Genomic DNA, 20818 nt, shown 5'->3' with positions numbered 1-20818 from the left:
CTATTCCGTCGTCGATTTTCATAATATTTACAGAACGAACCGGAACATGTTGTCTATTTTTGCACGCCTTCCTATTTTGCACCGGGCTTTTATCGCATTTTTTAGTGCCGTAATTTTCGTCGCGATCTTCTTACTCCCCGATGTCAGCAGTTTACGTGACGATACGGGCGCTTTAGTGGTGGGGAAACATTACCCACTGACTATCAATACATCCGCGCTTGTTAGTTCAAGTGACGCTCCGCCGACGGCAGTGCTTAATTGGGAGAAATACACCGTTCGTTCTGGCGAAAGCACCTCTGTCTTATTTGAACGTATTGGCCTCTCATACCGCTTGCTGATCACGCTACTCAATACCAATAATGATATTAAGAAGCAGCTGTCTAACCTAAGACCTGGCGATGTATTGCAGTTTGGTTTTGATGAAAACAACGACCTTATTCAGTTAAAGCGACAACTTAGTGCGTTTGAAAGCTTCAAGATCACTAAGTCTGGCGATTCTTTCTCATCAAGTTTCGACAAAAAAGAAGTGGCCTACCAGTACAACTATGCCGAAGCCAACATCACTTCTAACTTCTGGAATGCAGGCGTCAATGCAGGCCTAACTGCAAACCAAATCATGGAACTGGCGGGTATATTCGGTTGGGATATCGACTTTGCGTTAGATATTCGCAACAACGACAGCTTCAAAATCTTGTACCAAGAGAAAGTGGTTGAAGGCGAAGTTGTTGGTCGCGGTAAGATTATGGCGGCCGTATTCAAAAACCAAGGTGATTCATTTACCGCGGTATTGGATGATAAGAGTGGCAACTATTTCGATGAGAACGGTCGCGCAATGAAGAAAGCCTTCCTGCGCTCACCGATTGATTTCCGTCGTGTGACATCGAACTTTAACCCTAACAGAAAACACCCAGTAACAGGCAAGGTTCGAGCTCACCGAGGCACCGACTATGCAGCTCCTGTTGGCACGCCGATATGGGCAGCCGGGGACGGTATTGTCCAGAAGTCGGGTTACAACCAATTCAATGGTAACTACGTGTTCATTCGACACAGCAACACCTACATCACCAAATACCTGCACATGAAGCGACGTATGGTGAAAACAGGCCAACGTGTAAAACAAGGCCAAACCATTGGTACTTTGGGTGGCACAGGTCGTGTTACTGGTCCGCACTTACACTATGAATTCTTGGTCAATGGCGTACATAAGAATGCGCGTACCGTGAAATTACCGCAATCTAAGTCGTTAACAGGTAAAGCAAAAGCAACATTTATTGCGAACTCAGAAATTCGATTGAGTAACCTTGAGCGATACGGCCAGTTACTAGCAACTAATTAGGCTACTAGTGACCAATTAGATTAATAGCCATATAGACCAACGAAAAGAGCGCCCACCTAGGCGCTCTTTTTATTTCCGTCGAACTAGGACTTATCTTTAACCGTCGTTGCTTGGGAGCACATCGGGCTTCTTATCTCGCCCTAACATCAACAGACAAGGTGTCAGGACCAAGGTTAGTACCGTTGCAAAGGCCAAACCTCCCGCAATTGCCGTAGCGAGTTGCGACCACCACTGCGTGCTCGGCGCTCCGAATTCTATCTTTTGATTAATCAGATCGATGTTCATTTCTAACACCATCGGCATCAAGCCTAAAATGGTGGTAACCGTAGTAAGCATTACTGGTCTTAAACGCTGAACACCCGTCCTGAGAATCGCATCTCGCTTGTCCAAGCCGCGTTTTATCAGTTGGTTATAGGTATCAATCAGCACAATATTGTTGTTTACCACAATTCCTGCCAGCGCTATCACTCCAATACCGGACATCACAATGCCAAACGGACGCTGGAAGATAAGCAAACCAACAAACACACCAACCGTTGAGAACAGCACCGCACTAAGAATCAAAAACGCTTGATAGAAGCTATTGAACTGAGTAATCAAAATCAAAGCCATCACCGCCAATGCAACTAAGAAAGCACTTTGTAAGAAGGCTGACGAGTTTTCTTGTTCTTCATTTTGACCACGAATACGAAACTCGACACTACTTGGTAAACCTAACTCACTTAACGCTTGCTCAATCTTTGGCAGTTCGAGTGCAAGGTTATAACCCTCTTCCATATCCGCCATGATGTTCACAACACGCTTACCATCAAGACGCTTTATCGTGTCCTGCTTATGGTCTGGCACAATCTGAGCAAAGTTAGTGATCGGCACCAAGCCTGCTGGTGTTTTAACTCTTAGTTGGTCAAAGCGCCCAATATCTCTTTTATCACTTGGATAGCGCACCAAGATATCGACCTCTTCTGAAGAATCATCTGGGAGGTAATCGCCAATCTTTAGCCCGTTAGTGACGAATTGAACCGTATTACCCACCAAGGTCGCATCAGCCGAAAAACGCGCAGCATCATCTCTGCGAATATCCACTTTCCAATCGATGCCATCTTTACTCGCGGTATCACTTATATTGGTCAGCGCCTGATTGCCATCCGCCCAGTTTCTCACAATTTTTGCAGCCTGATTCAGCTGCTCTGGTGTTCTTGCCGACAGCTCAATCACTAAGTCATTCTCAACCGGAGGCCCTGCATCTGGAAACTTATATTCAATCTCGACCCCTGCGTATTGATCGGTGTGCACCTTTAATTCTTCAATGATCGCCTTAACACTGCGACGGTATTGCCAATCCACCGGGGTGATCGATATCAAACCAATCTGATCGTCCCCACCCGTTCGCGTGTAAACAGTATCGAACTCATCATGATTTAGCATCATCTGTTCAATATCACGCATGATGACATCTTTCTCTTGGATGGATAGATCACCATGAGAACGAACTTTGACGTTAAAGAATGGCGGATCAACTTCTGGAAAGAACTCTGCACCTAGACCCGCTTTTGAATAAGTAAAACCAACCGCAACCGCGAGTAATATCGCACTGAAGAGAATCTTAAATGGGTGTTTAATCGCAATCGAAAGCGTGTGGTAATAAGCCTTGGTTAAACCAGTAGCCTGTGAGAAATCACCATTGTGCAATGCCACCATTCGCGCTTGGCTTTGGGGTGATACGTATTGAGGTTTGCCAATCAAACCGCCTAACACTGGCACAAACAACAACGCCATAATCAATGAAGCGGTTAAGGTTGCAATCAACGTTAATGGCAGGAACTTCATGAATTCGCCCGTCACATCCGGCCAAAACAGTAACGGAGCAAATGCCGCCAACGTTGTCGCAGTAGACGCTGTTATCGGCCATGCCATACGCTTAGCGGCATCCCGGTAAGCGGCTTTACGTCCTTCACCTTCTTGCATTCGCCTGTCGGCAAACTCGGTAACCACAATTGCGCCATCGACCAACATACCAACCGCCATGATCAACGAGAACAGCACCACGATGTTGACGGTTAGACCAAACACAGACAATACCAACAACCCAGTGAGGAATGATCCAGGAATTGAAATTCCGACCAATAGCGCGGTTCGAACACCAAGAATGGCGATGATAACGATCACCACTAAAATGATGGCGGATAAGATATTGTTTTGAAGATCGTTGAGCATGATCTTCACATCTTTAGATTCATCCCAGGTGTATTTGACCAATAGGTTATTTGGCCATTCAGCTTGCTGCTGAGCACCAGCCATTACCGCTTTGACTAGCTCAACGGTTTCAATGATGTTTTCACCCGCACGTTTCTTGATATCCAAGACAACCGCGGATTTGCCATCTAAACGGGCAAAGCTTTCAGGATCTCGAAACGCTCGGCGAACCGTAGCCACATCGCCAAAAGTGACCACCTGTTTACCATCCACTTTAATTGGTAGCTCAAGCACATCTTTTAGAGAGTTAAACACCGAAGGGACTTTGACCGAGAAACGTCCGTAACCCGTATCAACAAAACCGGCCGCCACCACTCGGTTATTCAAAGCAATCAGATTATAGATGTCCGCTTGATCTAGGCTGTAACTCTCCATCAATAATGGATCAACGATGATTTCTACTATGTCATCGCGATCGCCTGCAATGTCGACTTCAAGGATCTGACGATAGCTTTCGAGTTTATCTCCGAGATCCCGGGCAATTTGGACAATGGTGCGTTCGGGGACGGTGCCAAACAGAACCACTGACAACACAGGTTGCTCAGAAGCGAGTGTCACCTCATTCACGGTCGGCTCGTCACTGTCTTCTGGTAGCTTTGGTTTGGCAAGGTCAACCGCATCACGCACATCCGCCATAGCTTTAGTCAGATCGACACCAACGTTAAATTCCAACACAACAGAGGCATGGCCTTCTGCTGCCGTTGCCGTCATCTCTTTTACGCCTTCAATAGACCTAAGCTCTTGTTCTATTGGTCGAACTAATAAACGTTCGGCATCAGTAGGAGAGATACCTTGATGCCCTACAGAAACATAGATAATAGGAATCGTGATGTCAGGGCTCGATTCCTTAGGGATCGTAATATAAGTCGCAGCACCCGCGACAAGGATTAACGCTAAAAGGGAGAGCATTGTTCGAGCGCGAGACAAGGCTGCATCAATAATTGAATACATCGGCTATCTCCTACTCAGCAATTACATTAGAGAGTTCAGCGCCTTGCTCAACAGCAATCACCGAATCACCATCACGTACAAACCCTTGGCCTACTGTGATGATATCGACGCGTTGTCCAAGTCCTGTGAGCCAAACTCCATCTTGCTCTGCCTTTACTAGCTGAATGCCTACAAATTTCACGGTTGGTGAGTCATCGAATGAAACCAAAGTTTTGACCCCAAGGTTACCTGCCTCATCCAGTGCCAGCATGGCAGGTGTAATCTTGATTGCATCTCTTGTTTCTAGGTTGAGTGTTACTTCTGCACTAACACCTGCAGGTAATAGGCCTTTGGAGTTATCAATTTCAATCTCTATTGGGAAAGTATTGGTAGCAGCAGAAGAGATACGAGAAACATAGCGTAAACGGCCTTCCGCTTCTTCTCGCCCTAACAAACGAACCAAAGCAGATTGATTGACTAACAAGTGTTGGATATGACGCTCACTGACATCGGCCTCAATAACCAAAGGATCGAGGTCAATCACGCCCGCGACCGGGTCGCCAACCCCAACAAAGTCACCAAGCTCCACCATCAAATCTTGAACCACACCCGAAAAAGGCGAAGTAATCACAGTATTCTTTAAAGCCAGTTCCGCATTGCGCTTCATGGCCTTTGCTTCCGTTAATGAAGCCTCAGCGGTGGTATAAGCTATCTCACCTTGCAGCCCTCTTTTCTTCAAAGATTGCGCCGCTTTGAATTCTTTCTGCTTCAAGCGATATAACGCAGATGCTCGCTCTAGTTGAATCTCTAAATCACCTTTATCTATCTGGGCAATGGCTTGTCCAAATTTAACCGCATCGCCCTTTACAACGTTCAATCTAACAACCTTACCCGCAACTTCTGCTCCCAAACGAGCATGCCTATCGGGCGCCGTTCGACCATAGAGATCAATCGTTTTAAAGGTCGGTGATGAAGTAAATGTTTGAAAGGAAACCTTAGCCAACGGAATTTCTGTCGCTTTTTTTTCAGGTGACTCTTCCGCTTGCCCCACTCCTAAACCAAGCCAAATCGACAACAGTACAACTAGCATCAGAGAAACCAACCACGGCTGCTTCAGTTTCTGAAAAAGTGGAGAGTTAGAAAATAGAGTGGGCATAGCAAATCCTTTTGTCCGATGTTATTAAGGCGCGCTAATTAGCTTAACACTGTCATATGCAACATCCTGATGCACTGCGGTAACCTTAACAGACCCACACCCAACGAAGTTGGACTCTATCGACAGTTTAAAAAATATGGCGTTTACTATAAGTCAGGTAGATGAAATAAAGATTACACATTCCCACTCTAAATACCTCTTAATGTGTATAGCTAGAATAGGTCGAATTACTGTCTGTTTTATATGATGTATTTCTTAAAAACAAAAACGCCGAGCATGAGCTCAGCGTTTAAAATATTTCTAATGTAGCTCTCAGTTCAAGCTACCTTTCAGTTCACGTTAGACGCTAAATGATGCACCACAGCCACATGTTGTTGTCGCGTTCGGGTTGTTCACAAAGAAACGTGCGCCTTCTAGGCCTTCAGTGTAATCAACCATGCCGCCCATTAAGTACTGTAGGCTCATTGGGTCAACAACCAGCGTAACACCGCTGTTTACAATAGTAGTGTCGCCATCATTTACTTTTTCATCAAATGTGAAGCCGTATTGGAAACCACTACAACCACCACCTGTAATGTATACACGCAGTTTTAGTTCTGGGTTTTCTTCTTCAGCAATTAGCGTTTGTACGCGTGTAGCTGCTGCATCAGAAAAAGACAATGGGATATTTACTTCGCTCACGACAACCTCTCTTACCTGTGTCAAAAACAACATGATACAAATCTAATTCGAGACCATAGTTGTTGAGTATTTTCTTATATTCTAGTGATTATCTAATACCTGACTGAAACGTTCAAGTATTCACCACAGGATCGTTCCTTTTACTGCCGTAAACTCGCCCATATCTGACAATTAAAACGTGTAACCACACAAAACAACCAGATTCGGGGGATTATATCGGCGAAAGCATTCCTAGTTGGATTCTGGATAGGTACAATGCGTGCCAATTGGTCCGACAGTCAAAAGAGGATATATCAATGACCAAATCAGCAGAACTGTATCAAAAGGCACAGCAAACTATTCCAGGTGGCGTTAACTCTCCAGTGCGCGCTTTTAACGGTGTAGGTGGTTCTCCAATCTTCGTTGATAGAGCTGACGGCCCACTTCTTTTTGATGCTGATGGGAAAGCATATATCGATTACGTTGGTTCTTGGGGCCCAATGATCCTTGGTCACAACCACGCAGTTATCCGTGAAGCTGTCATTGATGCAGCGCAACGCGGCCTTAGCTTCGGTGCTCCAACCGAAACTGAAATCAAAATGGCTGAACTTGTCTCTGAGATGGTTCCATCAATGGAACAGCTACGTATGGTGAGCTCAGGTACAGAAGCAACAATGAGTGCGATTCGTCTTGCTCGTGGCTTTACTGGTCGTGACAAAATTCTTAAGTTTGAAGGCTGTTACCACGGTCACGCAGACAGCCTACTGGTAAAAGCAGGTTCTGGTGCACTGACTTTAGGTCAACCAAGCTCTCCTGGCGTACCAGCTGATTTTGCGAAACTAACGCTAACAGCAACCTTCAACAATCTAGATTCAGTACGTGAAATCTTCGCAGCAAACAAAGGCGAGATCGCTTGTATCATCGTTGAGCCTGTAGCGGGTAACATGAACTGCATCCCTCCAGTCGAAGGCTTTCACGAAGGTCTACGTGAAATCTGTGACCAAGAAGGTGCGTTGCTAATCTTTGATGAAGTAATGACAGGTTTCCGCGTTGCTGAAGGTTGTGCTCAGGCTTACTACAACATCAAGCCAGACCTAACGTGTCTTGGTAAAGTGATCGGCGGCGGCATGCCAGTGGGTGCTTTCGGTGGTCGTAAAGACGTGATGCAATACATCGCACCAACAGGCCCTGTTTACCAAGCGGGTACGCTTTCAGGTAACCCTGTTGCTATGGCAGCTGGCTACGCTTGTTTGAACCTTCTAAGAGAAGAAGGCAACGAAAAGCGTCTAGCTTCAAAAACCAAGCAGTTGGCAAAAGGCTTCAAGCAACTTGCTGACAAGCACGGCATCCCGATGCTAGTTCATCAAGTTGGCGGTATGTTTGGTTTCTTCTTCACTGACCAAGAAACTGTGACGTGCTACGAAGATGTAACTAAGTGTGATGTAGAACGCTTCAAGCGCTTCTTCCACCTAATGCTAGATCACGGTGTTTACCTTGCACCTTCAGCATTCGAAGCAAGCTTTACTTCTCTTGCTCATGGTTCAAAAGAACTGGATGCAACACTAGAAGCTGCTGACCGCTCTCTTGCGATCATTGCTGCTGAAAGCAAATAATCGAAAGCACTTTATAAGTCGCTAACCGATTGAATTTAGGGCTGCATTAGATGCAGCCCTTTTTTATACATCGCGTTCATTAGCCACAAATATGACAGCTTATTTGGCCGTCGATTAAGGCTAAAGCTAAACCAAAAGCGACTAACGTTCCCAGAAAAGAAAAACCAACAACATCAAGGTGCCAAGGAACATTCTGAACCAAGGGATCTCTTTTTTTGCTTGCTGTTCTTCATCTTGGCATTTCTTATCTTTATTACAGCATCCCATTATCAAAACTCCTCATTGCTAACTCTCTGTTTTGCAGCCATTATAAACTCAGAACGCAAATATAGAGACCATTAACGTGTCAGAAAAACTCAAAATCAATACCAGCCACTGGGTGATCATCATCGCCCTACTTGCGGCGGCTTATGCTTGTTACTTGCTTATAGAGCCGTACGTCAACTCAATCGTGATGGCCTTTATCATTTCACTATTGATGTTCCCAATCCATGAGTGGCTTGAAAAAAAACTCCCGAATAAAGAAAATATCGTCTCTCTGCTGTCTTGTGTGATTCTGACTTTCATTATTGTTATCCCTTTATTGGCAGTATTCGCAGCAATTGTTCAGCAAGGTTCTCTATTCTCTCAGAACACCTACCAATGGGTGACCCACGGCGGTATTCAGACTCTTTTTGCACACCCATTAGTGGTCAAAGCGCTGTCATTTGTGAATAACTACTTGCCTTTCGACAACATTGAGCCTCAAGCCATCGCACAGAAAGTCGGTGAATTTGCGACCAGCTTTGGCTCAAAACTGGTTGGTATCAGTGCAAAAATCCTTGGTGATGCGACCAATTTCTTGATGGATTTCTTCTTGATGCTGTTTGTTCTGTTCTTCTTATTAAGAGATCACGACAAAATCATCAGTGTGGTTCGCCATATTCTGCCACTATCTCGTAGTCAAGAAGACAAGCTTCTAACAGAGATTGAGCAAGTATCGAAATCAGCTGTAATGGGTTCATTCTTAACCGCAATAGCACAAGGTTTTGCGGGCGGTTTAGGTATGTGGATTGCCGGTTTCCCAGGCCTATTCTGGGGCACCATGATGGGCTTTGCCTCTTTCATCCCAGTTGTGGGGACCGCTCTAATCTGGATCCCTGCGGCGACCTACTTGTTCCTAACAGGCGATACAACGTGGGCTATTTTCCTAACTGTTTACTGTGTAGCGATTGTTGGTTCGATTGATAACCTGCTTCGTCCGCTGCTGATGCAAGGCAGTGCAGGCATGAATACCTTGATGATCTTCTTCTCACTGTTAGGTGGTATTCAATTGTTTGGCCTAATTGGTCTTATTTACGGCCCACTGATCTTTGCGATTACCATTGTCCTTTTCAATATTTACGATGAAGAGTTTAAAGACTTTTTGAACCAGCAAGACAAGAGTTAACGAACTTGACGTCAACTTGATTGGCGAACACGTATTAAACACTTCAAGCTTTGGGCGGATTATGCGAAAATCCGCCCTCATTTTTTGCTAACGATTCAATAGAGTGTCCTATGTCAGCTTATATTGCCCCAAGCCAGATTGCTCAACGCCAACTCGCCTACTTTGAAGGCAAACATGTTTTAGTTGCAGGTGAGGCAGAAGACTTATTCCCTGTTGAATTAGCGAAACATTGTGAATCAGTCACCGTATTTACCTCTAATTACAGCTACTACCGTCAATTAGAAGGCTGCAACACCATCCAACGTTTTTATGGTGCGGAGTTTACCGAAGAAACCAAAGCCGACTTAGTAATGCTGTACTGGCCAAAGGCTAAAGCGGAAGCGGAATTTCTGTTGGCGATGTTATTTGCCAAGCTAGGTAAAGATACCGAGATTGTCGTAGTTGGCGAGAATCGTTCTGGTGTTAAAAGTATCGAGAAGATGTTCGCTCCTTACGGTAAAGTCGTGAAATACGATTCGGCACGTCGTTGCTCTTTCTACTGGGGTCAATGCTTCGAGCAACCACAAGCCTTCAATCTGCAAGACTGGTTTAAAACCTATACGGTTAACATTGATGAACAGTCACTGACTGTAAAAAGCCTTCCAGGTGTGTTTAGTCACGGCCAATTTGATGTAGGTAGCCAACTGCTACTTGATACTCTGCCAAAGCTGAAAGGTAAGGTACTGGATTTCGGTTGTGGTGCAGGTGTATTAGGCGCGGTAATGGCATCTCGCAACCCTGATATCGAGCTGGAAATGTGTGATATTAGCGCTTTCGCAGTAGCATCGAGTCAAGCCACCTTGCAAGCGAATGGTTTGACAGGTCATGTGTTTGCTTCAGATGTCTATTCTGATACGTCAAAAGACTACCAATTCATCATCAGTAATCCACCATTCCATTCTGGTTTGGATACAAGCTACAGCGCGACTGAGACCTTACTTGCTCAGGCTCCTAAGCATTTGAAGCGTTCTGGCGAGATGATTATTGTTGCGAACAGTTTCTTAAAATACGTTCCAATTATTGAACAAGCGTTTGGAAAATGCGCGACTCTAAATAAGACCACTAAATTCGCGATCTATCACGCAAACAAATAGCCTATCTAGCACAGCGCAGGGTCATTATCTGCGCTGTCTGTTCATATTTTTGTCAAAACTCTATAAAAATGAGCTTTTGCACACGCTTTAAATACCACTTACTTGTCAAAGTAAAAAAACTCGTTAATTTCGTTAAATTGGAACCCGTTAATTCTATTCTCTGTACTTGTTTTCACCCCTTTTAGCAGTACATCAAAGGAAAGTAGTACCCAATTTATGTTTAGATTCTATCGTAAGCAGAAGTTTAAGCGCCTTCAAAATACCCTAATGCTGGCATTTCTTGTCCTCAGTATTACCCCAGTGACACTTATCGCGATATTTTTCCTCCAGTCGCACAGTCAGGATCTTCAGGAACAAAGTACTTCGCACCTTGTTTCGGTCCGTGATACTAAGCAACAGCAAATTGTCGATTACCTACAAGCTCAAGAGTCCCAAGTCATGGGCTTTGTTCGCTCAGAACTTGCCAATGCCAGTGGCGGGCGATTCTATGGTTTAATCAATGCATTCCAACGCTTAGGGTTAGATATTGACGAAGCACGCAGTAATGCGCAGCAGCGTTACATTCAAGGCTCTGGCGATCAAATCAAGACGTCGATTCTTCCAGAATCTAGTAGCTTTATTGGCAGCGAACGTTATCGACTGCTTCACAAGCGCTACCATAACTCATATCAAGAATTGCTTAAGCGTTCAGACTTTGATGACATTCTATTAGTCGACATTAACGGTAACGTCGCTTACTCAATCTTTAAGCGTGATGATTACGGCACTAACTTGCTAACAGGTAAGTACAAAGATTCAAACCTAGGCGTTACCTTTCAACGCTTAGCAAAAGACGTAAAAGACAAACGTAAATCCAACGAGGACTATACACCGGTTATCGTTTCTGACTTTAAAGATGAGAACGGTAAGCAGACGGCTTGGTTAGGTGCGCCTATTGTTCAACAAGGCTACCTGCACAGTTACGCCATGTTTAGGCTGCCAATCAATGGGATTACTAAGCTGATCGCGGATCTCAACAAGAGTTCAAATATTCAAACACTGCTTGTGGGTGATGATCACCTGCCACGCAGCCTCGCCCATTCGCAAGAGTCGATTAATTTAAGCTTAGACGTTGTCGACAAAGCATTGGCTGGCGAAACGGCCGTAGGTACGTTCAACAACACTCAAGATCAAGCGATCATCGCAGCATATACCCCAATTGAGCTGAAATACGCAACATGGGCTCTTGTCGTAGAGCTGCCAGAAAAAGAGGCGTTTGCCCGTATTCATCAGTTAGAGAAGATCTTCGTGATCGTGATGCTAACGGCGATCATTCTTGTGTTTGTCGCATCGCATTATCTGTCCAATTTCATCACTTCCCCTCTCCTCAAGCTCACATGGGCTGCCGAGAAAGTCTCTGCTGGTGATCTTGATGAAACCATGATCAATACCGAACGCAAAGATGAGATAGGTCGACTCGCGGTTAGCTTCGAAAGAATGCAGCGATCGATCCGTGAAAAAATGCAACTCATCAAGAGCCAAAACGGTGAGCTTGAGGACAACCTTAAGACCATTCAAAAGCAAAACGAAGAGTTACAACTGGCGAACAAACTTAAAGATGAATTCTTAGCCACCACCTCACATGAATTGAGAACGCCATTGCATGGCATGGTTGGTATCGCTGAAGCGCTAATATCTGGTGCTAACGGCCCTATTCCTGCCAACCAGAAGTACCAATTGGATATCATCATCAATAGTGGTCAGAGGTTGGCGACACTGGTTGATGACCTGCTTGATTATCACAAGATGCGCTATGGCAGCTTGGATATTAAGAAGTCTGCTGTTGATTTATCTGCTGCCACCAGCTTAGTGCTTGAGTTATCTCATCACCTGTTAGGCAACAAACCGATCCGTATTATTAACCAAGTGCCAAGTGACTTAGGTTTAGTCTCATCTGATCCACAACGCCTTGAACAAGTAATGTATAACTTGGTCGGCAATGCTATCAAGTACACATCCGAAGGTAAGATTGTTATCTCAGCGAGTGTTATCGACGACAATATTCGAGTTCAAGTTGTCGATACCGGCCAAGGTATCCCAGCAGAGTACCTAGAACACATCTTTGAACCACTGATTCAAGCAGGACAAGACTCAAGTAACTATCGCCAAGGTGCTGGACTTGGATTGTCCATTAGTCGTCAGCTGATTGAGCTAATGGGTGGCTCACTGTACGTAAGTAGCCAACCTATGCTTGGCACTACATTCAGCTTTACATTACCTTTAGCTACTCAAGACGAATTGGATAGTTACAATGAATCAGGGAGCTACTCACACTTCCAAGCGCCTGATTTGATTGATAACACTCAGCAAGAAAATAGCGCTATCAGTGAAGACCCGAATGGCCCGCTGTTAGTAATTGCTGATGATGAGCCGGTAAACTTACGCGTGCTAGACAGCTTCTTGAAATTGGAAGGTTATCGAGTTCGCACCGCATGTGACGGCCCAGAAACGATTGAACTGATTGAGAAAGAGAAACCAGAATTACTTCTGCTCGACATTATGATGCCAGGTATGAGTGGCTATCAAGTGTGTGAGGCGCTACGTAAACAGTATGACCATGCACAATTGCCAATCATCATGCTCACAGCTCTTAATCAAGCAGAAGACCGGGTTCGCGGTTTCGAAGCGGGTGCCAATGACTATTTATCCAAGCCTTTCAACAAACAAGAACTGGCGGCTCGAATTACTGCGCACCTATCAGCAAGCAAAGCTGAGCAAAGACGTCTTGAGAATGATCAGCTGCAACTAGAACTTAAACACAGGGCCATGGTTGAAGCTAACCTACTAGAAACTCAAGGTCGCTTGTTGGAGCAGTTGGAGTCAGCCCCTGAAGCCATCATCTGTATTCGTGATGACCAACGTATTCGCTTCGCCAACGAAGCGGCTGCTAAGCTGTTTAGACGTGGGCAAGAACAACTCAAGCGCTCAATGGCCGACGAGATCATCGCGCCTAAATACCTGAAGGTGGAACAAGCTCACTACTGTGGTGATATTGATATATATATAGACGACACACGTCAGCGCATTCCAAGTGACATCCTTAAGCTACCTGAAGGCTCAGGGCTCGACACCATGTATATCTTCAATGTCGGTGGTGGCGTTAACTCAAACCGAGTCAATAACCTTGAAACAGCGGTTGAGGCACTTTCAAGCTACGCCTTTGAAGGTGACAAAGATAAGCTTCAACAACTGAAGGAGCTTGGCGGTGAATTTACTCGCCTTGCTGATAAGGCAACCGGTGAAGGTAAAAACAAACAAGAGCTGATGCGTGAAGTACTAGTCGATGTCATGACCAATGCCATTATCTACTGGGAGTCGGTTACAGGGGAGACTAAGTTTGCTTTTGCAGAAAAGAGTGGCTTGTGGCGAGTCTACTTAGACCGTAGTACCCTACAAACTAGAACGCTAGACAAATACCTACGCGTAGAAACTCTACCGAAAACACCTCGCTGGCGAACGGTACTGAGCTCTATCGAATTCATTCTTGAGCACTGTAAAGAACAAACACCAGAAAGAACTCATATCGAGATGCTAAGAGATAAACTGCAGAAACTACTGACCAGCTAACCCTGAAGTAATATCACGATACTGTAAATAATGGAGCCCACCTAGCGTGGGCTTTTTTATGAGTATCATTCACGAACAAAGCACAATAACGTCTATTCAGATACACTTATTTCACTGTATTAAACAAGCAAAGTGACACGTTACTCAAGCTTAAACAATCATCAGTTCAATCACTCTTTGGAAGCTTTTTCTTGGCTGAATTTCACATTCCTCTGACTCTTTGTTGCAGTTTGAGAAGCGAGTCACAACAGAACGGCAGATTTAATTTTCTAGGGAAATTTAACGTAAAATCGGCAAGTGACCAAGATCTACAATTACACCATTCCAGACTAAGACTTTATAATAAAAAGCCTATACAGTTAGTGACCACTTACAATTAACCGACACAGCAAAACCAAATGCGAGTCACATCACCTTAACAATTACGCACAAAAAACCATCAAAGCACCCCATTTTGACGTTAATGACGTGGGATTGTGTCTTTTTAACGTTTTTGACGGGAAACGAGTTTGATTAATTCATCGATAAGGTGTTTTCTTACTCCTGCCAAAGGCCTACAGGCCACTCTTACCACTTCTCAGAATCAACGATGAATCTGGAGCAATGAAGAAGAGGTAGGCCTTTAACTAGAGTGTGTATCTACTAAACAATTTAGCGACAGATAACATTCAATCCATTAGTGAAATGAAAGCAAATAGTAAGGAACAGCTATGCTTGCCAATATAAAAAAAACAGCAATAGCAACAGCAATTATTGCAACTGCTACAACAGGTTTTGCATCAGTAGCAACAGCTGCAGAACGCAGTGAGTTGACTATTCACCCGAAAGAGTACACTACATTCGTACGTAACTTTAACCCGTACCTTGGTGCTACCAACCTACATACTACAACCGACTTCCTTTATGAGCCGCTAGTAGTATTTAACGAAATGCACGGTAACACTCCAGTGTTCCGTCTAGCTGAAAACTTCACAATGTCAGATGATCTGATGAGCGTAGTTTTCGACATTCGTAAGGGTGTTAAATGGTCTGACGGAGAAACTTTCTCTGCTGATGATGTTGTTTTTTCTTTCAACCTTGTAAAAGAGAAACCAGAGCTTGACCAATCTGGCATCAACTCTTGGGTAACTTCTGTAGAAAAACTGAACGACTACCAAGTTAAGTTCAGCCTAACAGAAGCTAACTCGAACGTACCTTACGAGATTGCTAAAGTACCAGTAGTACCTAAGCACATCTGGAAAGACGTGAAAGATCCATCAACGTTTACCAATGAGAACCCAGTAGGTTCTGGTCCGTTTACAGAAATCGATACGTTTACAGCTCAGCTATACATCCAGTGTGCTAACCCGAACTACTGGGATGCAGACAACCTAGATGTTGACTGTCTACGTGTTCCACAAATTGCGAACAACGACCAGTTCCTAGGTAAAGTTGTAAACAGTGAAATGGACTGGACTTCTTCTTTCGTTCCAGATATCGATCGTACATACGCTGCAGCTAGCCCTAAACACCACTACTGGTACCCGCCAGCAGGTACACAGGCATTCATCGTTAACTTCAAGCACCCTGATGCTGCGAAGCATGAAGCATTGAGCAACGTTGAATTCCGTCGTGCTTTCTCTATGGCTCTTGACCGTCAAACTATCATCGATATCGCATTCTACGGTGGCGGTACTGTGAACGATTTCGCATCGGGTCTTGGCTACGCATTTGAAGCTTGGTCTGATGAAAAAACTCACGACAAGTACAAGGGCTTCAACACTTACAACGCTGAAGGCGCGAAGAAGCTTCTTGCTGACGCTGGCTTCAAAGATGTAAACAAAGATGGTTTTGTTGATACTCCATCAGGCAAGTCTTTCGAACTAATGATTCAATCGCCAAACGGCTGGACTGACTTCAACAACACAGTTCAACTAGCGGTAGAACAGCTAAACGAAATCGGTATTAAAGCGAAAGCTCGTACACCTGACTTCTCTGTTTACAACCAAGCAATGCTTGAAGGTACATACGACGTAGCATACACAAACTACTTCCACGGTGCGGATCCATACACGTACTGGAACAGTGCTTACAACTCATCACTTCAATCTGGTGATGGTATGCCTCGTTTCGCGATGCACTTCTACCAAAACGACAAGCTAGATGGTCTTCTAAACAGCTTCTACAAAACAGCTGACAAGAACGAGCAGCTAGATATTGCACACGGTATCCAGCAAATCATCGCTGCAGACCAAGTGACAATCCCAGTGATGTCTGGTGCTTACATGTACCAATACAACACGACTCGCTTCACTGGTTGGTGGAACGAAGAAAATCCAAAAGGCCGTCCAAACATTTGGGCTGGTATTCCAGAGCGTCTACTTCATGTACTGGACCTAAAACCAGTTAAATAAGTAATCGTTCAATCTTTGCGGCGTAACTTCTTACGCCGCTTATAAAAATCCCCACACTATCAATTGAAAGTATGGCGCTAGTCGTCAGGGGATTTTTCGTTCCAAATTTCGCTAGGAGCGACCTGAATCCAGAAACAGGGAAACAATCTGGGTGAGTAAGGTGTGAGTTATGGGTTATTTTTTAAGACGTTTGTCATTTTATTTTGTCGCGCTATTAGTTGCAGCGACGTTAAACTTTATTATTCCAAGAGCAATGCCTGGTGACCCAGTTACCATGATGTTTGCGAACGCTTCTGTTCAAGTTACTCCTGAGCGTATTGCGGCAATGAAAGAACTATTAGGCTTCGTTGATGGCGGCTTACTGGTTCAATACGGCGCATACATGAAGAACATTCTAAGCTGGGAGCTTGGTACATCAATTCAATTCTACCCACTTTCAGTAAATACACTGTTAGGTGGCGCATTCGGTTGGTCGCTATTCTTAGCAGGCACTGCCGTTATTCTTTCTTTCTCGATTGGCTCAATCCTAGGTATTTTTGCAGCGTGGAAACGTGGCAGTAAATACGATGCCTTTGTTACTCCAGGGATGCTTATTCTACAAGCCGTTCCTCAAGTTGTTATTGCCATGCTTGCGCTATTTACCTTCGCAATTGGTTTGAAATGGTTCCCAACTGGCTACGCCTATACCGCTGGTACGATACCTGACTGGACAAGTTGGACATTCATCAAAGACGTTGCTTACCACGCTTTCTTACCTCTGGTATGTGCTTCGGTTGTTCAAATTGGTGGCTTCCTAGTAAACATGCGTAACAACATGATCAACCTACTCGCAGAAGACTACATCACCATGGCGAAAGGCAAAGGCCTTAGCGAAAACCGAGTGGTATTCAATTACGCAGCTCGTAACGCGATGCTACCAAGTGTGACAGCACTTTCGATGTCTCTAGGTATGGCAATCGGCGGTCAGTTAATTATCGAAATCATCTTTAACTACCCAGGTCTTGGTAGCGTACTTTTCAACGCAATTAACGCTCGTGACTACCAAGTATTGCAAGGCCAACTGCTTATCATGACGCTATTCATGCTGTTCTTTAACCTAGTTGCAGACATGCTTTACGTTGTTCTTGACCCTCGTCTTCGTAAGGGTGGTAAATAATCATGAAAGATATTCTAAAACTCATTTGGCGCAATCCGATGGCCCTAACCGGTGTCATTATCCTAAGTATTTTTATTCTTGGTGCTATTGCGGCTCCATTGATCACCAAACATGTACCAGACAAGCGTACAGGTAACCCACACGAGTACCCTGGCTTCGTCGTAAAGTCTGCACAAACGAACCCTGACGGCTGGGTTGCTCAAAACCTAGCAGACGACCGTCGCACACTTATCATGTCTAAGAAGGCAGACCATGTACTGGGGACAACTCGTATGGGGCGTGACGTTTGGTCACAAGTGGTATACGGCGCACGTGTATCTCTGGCTGTAGGTTTTGGTGCGGGCCTTACCGTATGTTTACTAGCAACGGTTATCGGTGTTTCCGCGGGCTACTTTGGCGGCCGTGTCGATGACATTTTGACAGCCGCAATGAACATCATGCTGGTTATTCCTCAATACCCATTACTGTTCGTAGTTGCAGCCTTTATCGGTGAGGCTGGGCCACTCACCATAACCTTAGTTATCGGCTTTATGTCCTGGGCTTGGGGCGCGCGTGTTGTTCGTTCCCAAACGTTAGCACTGCGTGAAAAAGAGTTTGTAAAAGCCGCTGAAGTTTTGGGTGAATCTTCATTCCGTATCATCTTCGTAGAGATTCTTCCAAACCTTATCTCTATCGTTGGCGCGAGCTTCATCGGTTCGGTGATGTACGCAATCATGATGGAAGCTACGATTTCGTTCCTAGGCCTTGGTGACCCGAACACAATCAGCTGGGGCATCATGCTTTACAACGTTCAAACCTCTTCATCAATGCTGATTGGCGCTTGGTGGGAACTGTTGGCTCCTTGTATCGCATTGACACTACTTGTAACTGGCCTCGCTCTACTTAACTTCGCGGTCGATGAAATTGCCAACCCGCAACTGCGTTCTCACAAAGGCATGAAGCGTTGGAAAAAACTAGCGGCTCAAGATAAAGAAGAACGTGAACCAGAACTACCACCACAAAATGCACTTTGGAGCGGAGATAAATAATCATGTCTGAACCACTAATTTCAATCCGTAACTTATGCGTGGATTACATCACAGAGTCTGGCGATGTTCGCGCGTGTAATAACGTAAGTTTTGACATCGCTCCGGGTGAAGTATTCGGCTTAGCTGGTGAATCTGGCTGTGGTAAATCAACCGTTGCTTTCTCTCTTATGCGTCTTCATAAGCCGCCCGCTTACATCAGTGGTGGTGAAGTCATCTTCAATGGTGAGAACATCCTTGAATACAGTGACGAACGTATGCAAGCGTTCCGATGGAGCGAGATGTCGATGGTATTCCAGAGTGCAATGAACGCACTCAATCCTGTACTTCCAATGGAAGAACAGTTCTGTGATGTGATTATGCATCACACCAACATGACTCGTGAACAAGCTAAGCAACGTGCTGAAGGTCTACTTGAAATTGTCGATATTCACCCGAGCCGATTGAGTGACTACCCTCACCAATTCTCTGGCGGCATGCGTCAACGCTTAGTTATTGCTATCGCTTTAGCATTGAATCCAAAGCTGATCATTATGGATGAGCCAACGACCGCGCTTGATGTGGTTGTTCAACGCGAAATTCTACAAAAGATCTATGCACTAAAAGAAGAGTTTGGTTTCTCAATTCTGTTCATCACCCATGACTTGTCATTGATGGTCGAGTTCTCTGACCGTATCGGCATCATGTACTCAGGTGAGCTTATCGAGGTCGCGAACTCTCAAGATATTCTAGAAAACCCTTACCACCCTTACACCAAGGGGCTGGGTAGTTCTTTCCCTCCACTAACAGGGCCAAAGACAAAACTAGCGGGTATTCCGGGCAACCCTCTGAACCTCTTAGAGATTCCTGAAGGGTGTCGTTTCCAAGCTCGTTGTGACCGTGTACATGAAGCTTGTACTAAGGTGCCAACCAAGCTGCGCTCTATCGACCCGGGACACTTGTCTAACTGCCACCTGTACGGTGACCCAATAGTACAAAGGAAGCTATAGCTTGCACGCTCACTCAGCGTGGATAACGAATAAGGCGGCTCGACCGCCGAAAAGCAAGCAAAGCGAACAAGGATTCTGGAGACAATTATGAGCAAAGATTTCGGTCAATTATTGGTAGAAGGTAAGAACGTCGTAAAAGACTTCCCAATAAGCAGTACCACTATTCAAACCCCGATGATGCGTGCGATTAACGACGTGTCATTCAAAATGTACAAAAGCCGCGGCCTAGCGGTGGTTGGTGAGTCTGGCTCAGGCAAATCAACAACGGCAAAAATGATCGCAAAAATGTATGCGCCATCAGGCGGTACGATCGAGTACAAAGGCCGTGACATCCAAGAGATCTCAAGCAGAAAAGATCTAATGCATTACCGTGAAGGCGTGCAGATGGTATGGCAAGACCCGTTTGGTTCTCTGAACCCAACACATAACATCTTCCACCACATCGCTCGCCCTTTGTTGATCCACAAAAAAGTATCTCCGGGCAACAAGAGAGAGTTACAGGAACGTGTATACGATCTTCTAGAGCAAGTGGGGTTAGTACCACCGCAAGCGACGGCAGAAAAGTACCCTCACCAACTCTCAGGTGGCCAGCGTCAACGTGTCAACCTTGCACGTAACATCGCGGTAGGTGCGGAAGTTGTTCTAGCAGATGAGCCAACCTCAATGCTTGATGTATCGATTCGAGCCGGTGTCTTGAACCTAATGGAAGAGATGAAGTTTGAGAAGCAAATGTCTCTACTTTATATCACTCACGACATCGCAACTGCTCGTTACATCGCTGAAGATCTTTCCGTAATGTACGTTGGACACATGGTGGAATGGGGCGATACCGATGACGTTATTGCTAACCCTCAACACCCTTACACTCAGCTATTGGTTTCGGCAGTTCCAGATCCTAAGAAATCGATCCACGACCAACTAGCAGGTAACAAAGGGGAGATCCCACTTTGGACACCAGTATCAGCAGGTTGCCCATTTGCAGGCCGTTGTACTCACGCGATGGACAAGTGTAAAGAACAGCTGCCTGGGGTTACACAGTTAGCTGATAACCACTTTGTACGTTGTTACCTACACGAAAGCTAAGCAATAAAACCAAGTTAGGGTCTGCGGGCCCTAACTATCTATGTCCAAAAAATTCA

At 45.0% G+C, this 20818-nt stretch carries 14 protein-coding genes; 10 read left to right on the top strand and 4 right to left on the bottom strand.

Annotation, left to right across the window (positions count from 1 at the left end; genetic code table 11):
- Positions 1 to 46: 46 nt before the first annotated feature.
- The gene (locus L3V35_RS17015) at positions 47 to 1336 is read left to right on the top strand and encodes a peptidoglycan DD-metalloendopeptidase family protein (protein WP_237300321.1); all 1290 of its coding nucleotides are present in this window, start codon (positions 47 to 49) and stop codon (positions 1334 to 1336) included.
- 96 nt (positions 1337 to 1432) lie between these two features.
- Here the strand turns inward: L3V35_RS17015 and L3V35_RS17010 are convergent, their stop codons facing one another.
- The 3 genes from L3V35_RS17010 to erpA all read right to left on the bottom strand — a co-directional run bounded on the left by L3V35_RS17010 (position 1433) and on the right by erpA (position 6356).
- Positions 1433 to 4540, bottom strand: coding sequence for an efflux RND transporter permease subunit (locus L3V35_RS17010; protein WP_237300320.1), 3108 nt, complete (start codon positions 4538 to 4540; stop codon positions 1433 to 1435).
- Positions 4541 to 4550: 10 nt separating this feature from the next.
- Positions 4551 to 5675 (bottom strand): efflux RND transporter periplasmic adaptor subunit, encoded by a 1125-nt coding sequence (locus tag L3V35_RS17005; protein WP_237300319.1) that lies wholly within the window; start codon positions 5673 to 5675, stop codon positions 4551 to 4553.
- A 339-nt stretch (positions 5676 to 6014) separates the two neighbouring features.
- Complete coding sequence (erpA, locus tag L3V35_RS17000) at positions 6015 to 6356, bottom strand: iron-sulfur cluster insertion protein ErpA (protein WP_004734539.1); 342 nt, start codon at positions 6354 to 6356, stop codon at positions 6015 to 6017.
- A gap of 296 nt (positions 6357 to 6652) precedes the next feature.
- Here erpA and hemL point away from each other — a divergent pair, with 296 nt between their 5' ends.
- Complete coding sequence (gene hemL, locus L3V35_RS16995; protein WP_004734538.1) at positions 6653 to 7948, top strand: glutamate-1-semialdehyde 2,1-aminomutase; 1296 nt, start codon at positions 6653 to 6655, stop codon at positions 7946 to 7948.
- 141 nt (positions 7949 to 8089) lie between these two features.
- Here the strand turns inward: hemL and L3V35_RS25470 are convergent, their stop codons facing one another.
- Positions 8090 to 8215 (bottom strand): hypothetical protein, encoded by a 126-nt coding sequence (locus L3V35_RS25470; protein ID WP_267136153.1) that lies wholly within the window; start codon positions 8213 to 8215, stop codon positions 8090 to 8092.
- A 76-nt stretch (positions 8216 to 8291) separates the two neighbouring features.
- Between L3V35_RS25470 and L3V35_RS16990 the strand changes: the two genes are divergently transcribed.
- The 8 genes from L3V35_RS16990 to L3V35_RS16955 all read left to right on the top strand — a co-directional run bounded on the left by L3V35_RS16990 (position 8292) and on the right by L3V35_RS16955 (position 20762).
- On the top strand, positions 8292 to 9377 hold the full coding sequence (locus L3V35_RS16990; protein WP_004734536.1) for an AI-2E family transporter: 1086 nt from the start codon (positions 8292 to 8294) through the stop codon (positions 9375 to 9377).
- Positions 9378 to 9487: 110 nt separating this feature from the next.
- Positions 9488 to 10510 (top strand): 16S rRNA (guanine(1207)-N(2))-methyltransferase RsmC, encoded by a 1023-nt coding sequence (gene rsmC / locus L3V35_RS16985; protein WP_054547510.1) that lies wholly within the window; start codon positions 9488 to 9490, stop codon positions 10508 to 10510.
- A gap of 216 nt (positions 10511 to 10726) precedes the next feature.
- On the top strand, positions 10727 to 14116 hold the full coding sequence (locus L3V35_RS16980; protein ID WP_237300318.1) for a response regulator: 3390 nt from the start codon (positions 10727 to 10729) through the stop codon (positions 14114 to 14116).
- A 710-nt stretch (positions 14117 to 14826) separates the two neighbouring features.
- On the top strand, positions 14827 to 16509 hold the full coding sequence (locus L3V35_RS16975) for an ABC transporter substrate-binding protein (protein ID WP_004734533.1): 1683 nt from the start codon (positions 14827 to 14829) through the stop codon (positions 16507 to 16509).
- Between the two features lie 169 nt (positions 16510 to 16678).
- The gene (locus tag L3V35_RS16970; RefSeq protein WP_065205125.1) at positions 16679 to 17665 is read left to right on the top strand and encodes an ABC transporter permease; all 987 of its coding nucleotides are present in this window, start codon (positions 16679 to 16681) and stop codon (positions 17663 to 17665) included.
- Positions 17666 to 17667: 2 nt separating this feature from the next.
- Positions 17668 to 18693 (top strand): ABC transporter permease, encoded by a 1026-nt coding sequence (locus L3V35_RS16965; RefSeq protein WP_004734531.1) that lies wholly within the window; start codon positions 17668 to 17670, stop codon positions 18691 to 18693.
- A 2-nt stretch (positions 18694 to 18695) separates the two neighbouring features.
- Positions 18696 to 19679, top strand: coding sequence for an ABC transporter ATP-binding protein (locus tag L3V35_RS16960; protein ID WP_004734530.1), 984 nt, complete (start codon positions 18696 to 18698; stop codon positions 19677 to 19679).
- A gap of 87 nt (positions 19680 to 19766) precedes the next feature.
- Positions 19767 to 20762 carry an ABC transporter ATP-binding protein gene (locus tag L3V35_RS16955; protein WP_102487635.1) on the top strand — a complete coding sequence of 332 codons (996 nt, stop codon included), beginning with the start codon at positions 19767 to 19769 and terminating at the stop codon, positions 20760 to 20762.
- Positions 20763 to 20818: the final 56 nt, after the last annotated feature.

The organism is Vibrio sp. L5-1, assembly GCF_021728315.1.
Taxonomy (GTDB): Bacteria; Pseudomonadota; Gammaproteobacteria; order Enterobacterales; family Vibrionaceae; genus Vibrio; species Vibrio splendidus_K.
This window is presented reverse-complemented; position numbering and strand designations above follow the sequence as displayed.

What these genes read in the sequence shown, in the direction of transcription:
- hemL (WP_004734538.1), top strand. Translation starts at nt 6,653, where the DNA reads ATGACCAAATCAGCAGAACTGTATCAAAAGGCACAGCAAACTATTCCA.
- L3V35_RS16970 (WP_065205125.1), top strand. Translation starts at nt 16,679, where the DNA reads ATGGGTTATTTTTTAAGACGTTTGTCATTTTATTTTGTCGCGCTATTA.
- L3V35_RS16960 (WP_004734530.1), top strand. Translation starts at nt 18,696, where the DNA reads ATGTCTGAACCACTAATTTCAATCCGTAACTTATGCGTGGATTACATC.
- L3V35_RS17015 (WP_237300321.1), top strand. Translation starts at nt 47, where the DNA reads ATGTTGTCTATTTTTGCACGCCTTCCTATTTTGCACCGGGCTTTTATC.
- L3V35_RS16980 (WP_237300318.1), top strand. Translation starts at nt 10,727, where the DNA reads ATGTTTAGATTCTATCGTAAGCAGAAGTTTAAGCGCCTTCAAAATACC.
- L3V35_RS16975 (WP_004734533.1), top strand. Translation starts at nt 14,827, where the DNA reads ATGCTTGCCAATATAAAAAAAACAGCAATAGCAACAGCAATTATTGCA.
- L3V35_RS16965 (WP_004734531.1), top strand. Translation starts at nt 17,668, where the DNA reads ATGAAAGATATTCTAAAACTCATTTGGCGCAATCCGATGGCCCTAACC.
- L3V35_RS25470 (WP_267136153.1), bottom strand. Translation starts at nt 8,215, where the DNA reads ATGGGATGCTGTAATAAAGATAAGAAATGCCAAGATGAAGAACAGCAA.
- rsmC (WP_054547510.1), top strand. Translation starts at nt 9,488, where the DNA reads ATGTCAGCTTATATTGCCCCAAGCCAGATTGCTCAACGCCAACTCGCC.
- L3V35_RS17005 (WP_237300319.1), bottom strand. Translation starts at nt 5,675, where the DNA reads ATGCCCACTCTATTTTCTAACTCTCCACTTTTTCAGAAACTGAAGCAG.
- L3V35_RS17010 (WP_237300320.1), bottom strand. Translation starts at nt 4,540, where the DNA reads ATGTATTCAATTATTGATGCAGCCTTGTCTCGCGCTCGAACAATGCTC.
- L3V35_RS16955 (WP_102487635.1), top strand. Translation starts at nt 19,767, where the DNA reads ATGAGCAAAGATTTCGGTCAATTATTGGTAGAAGGTAAGAACGTCGTA.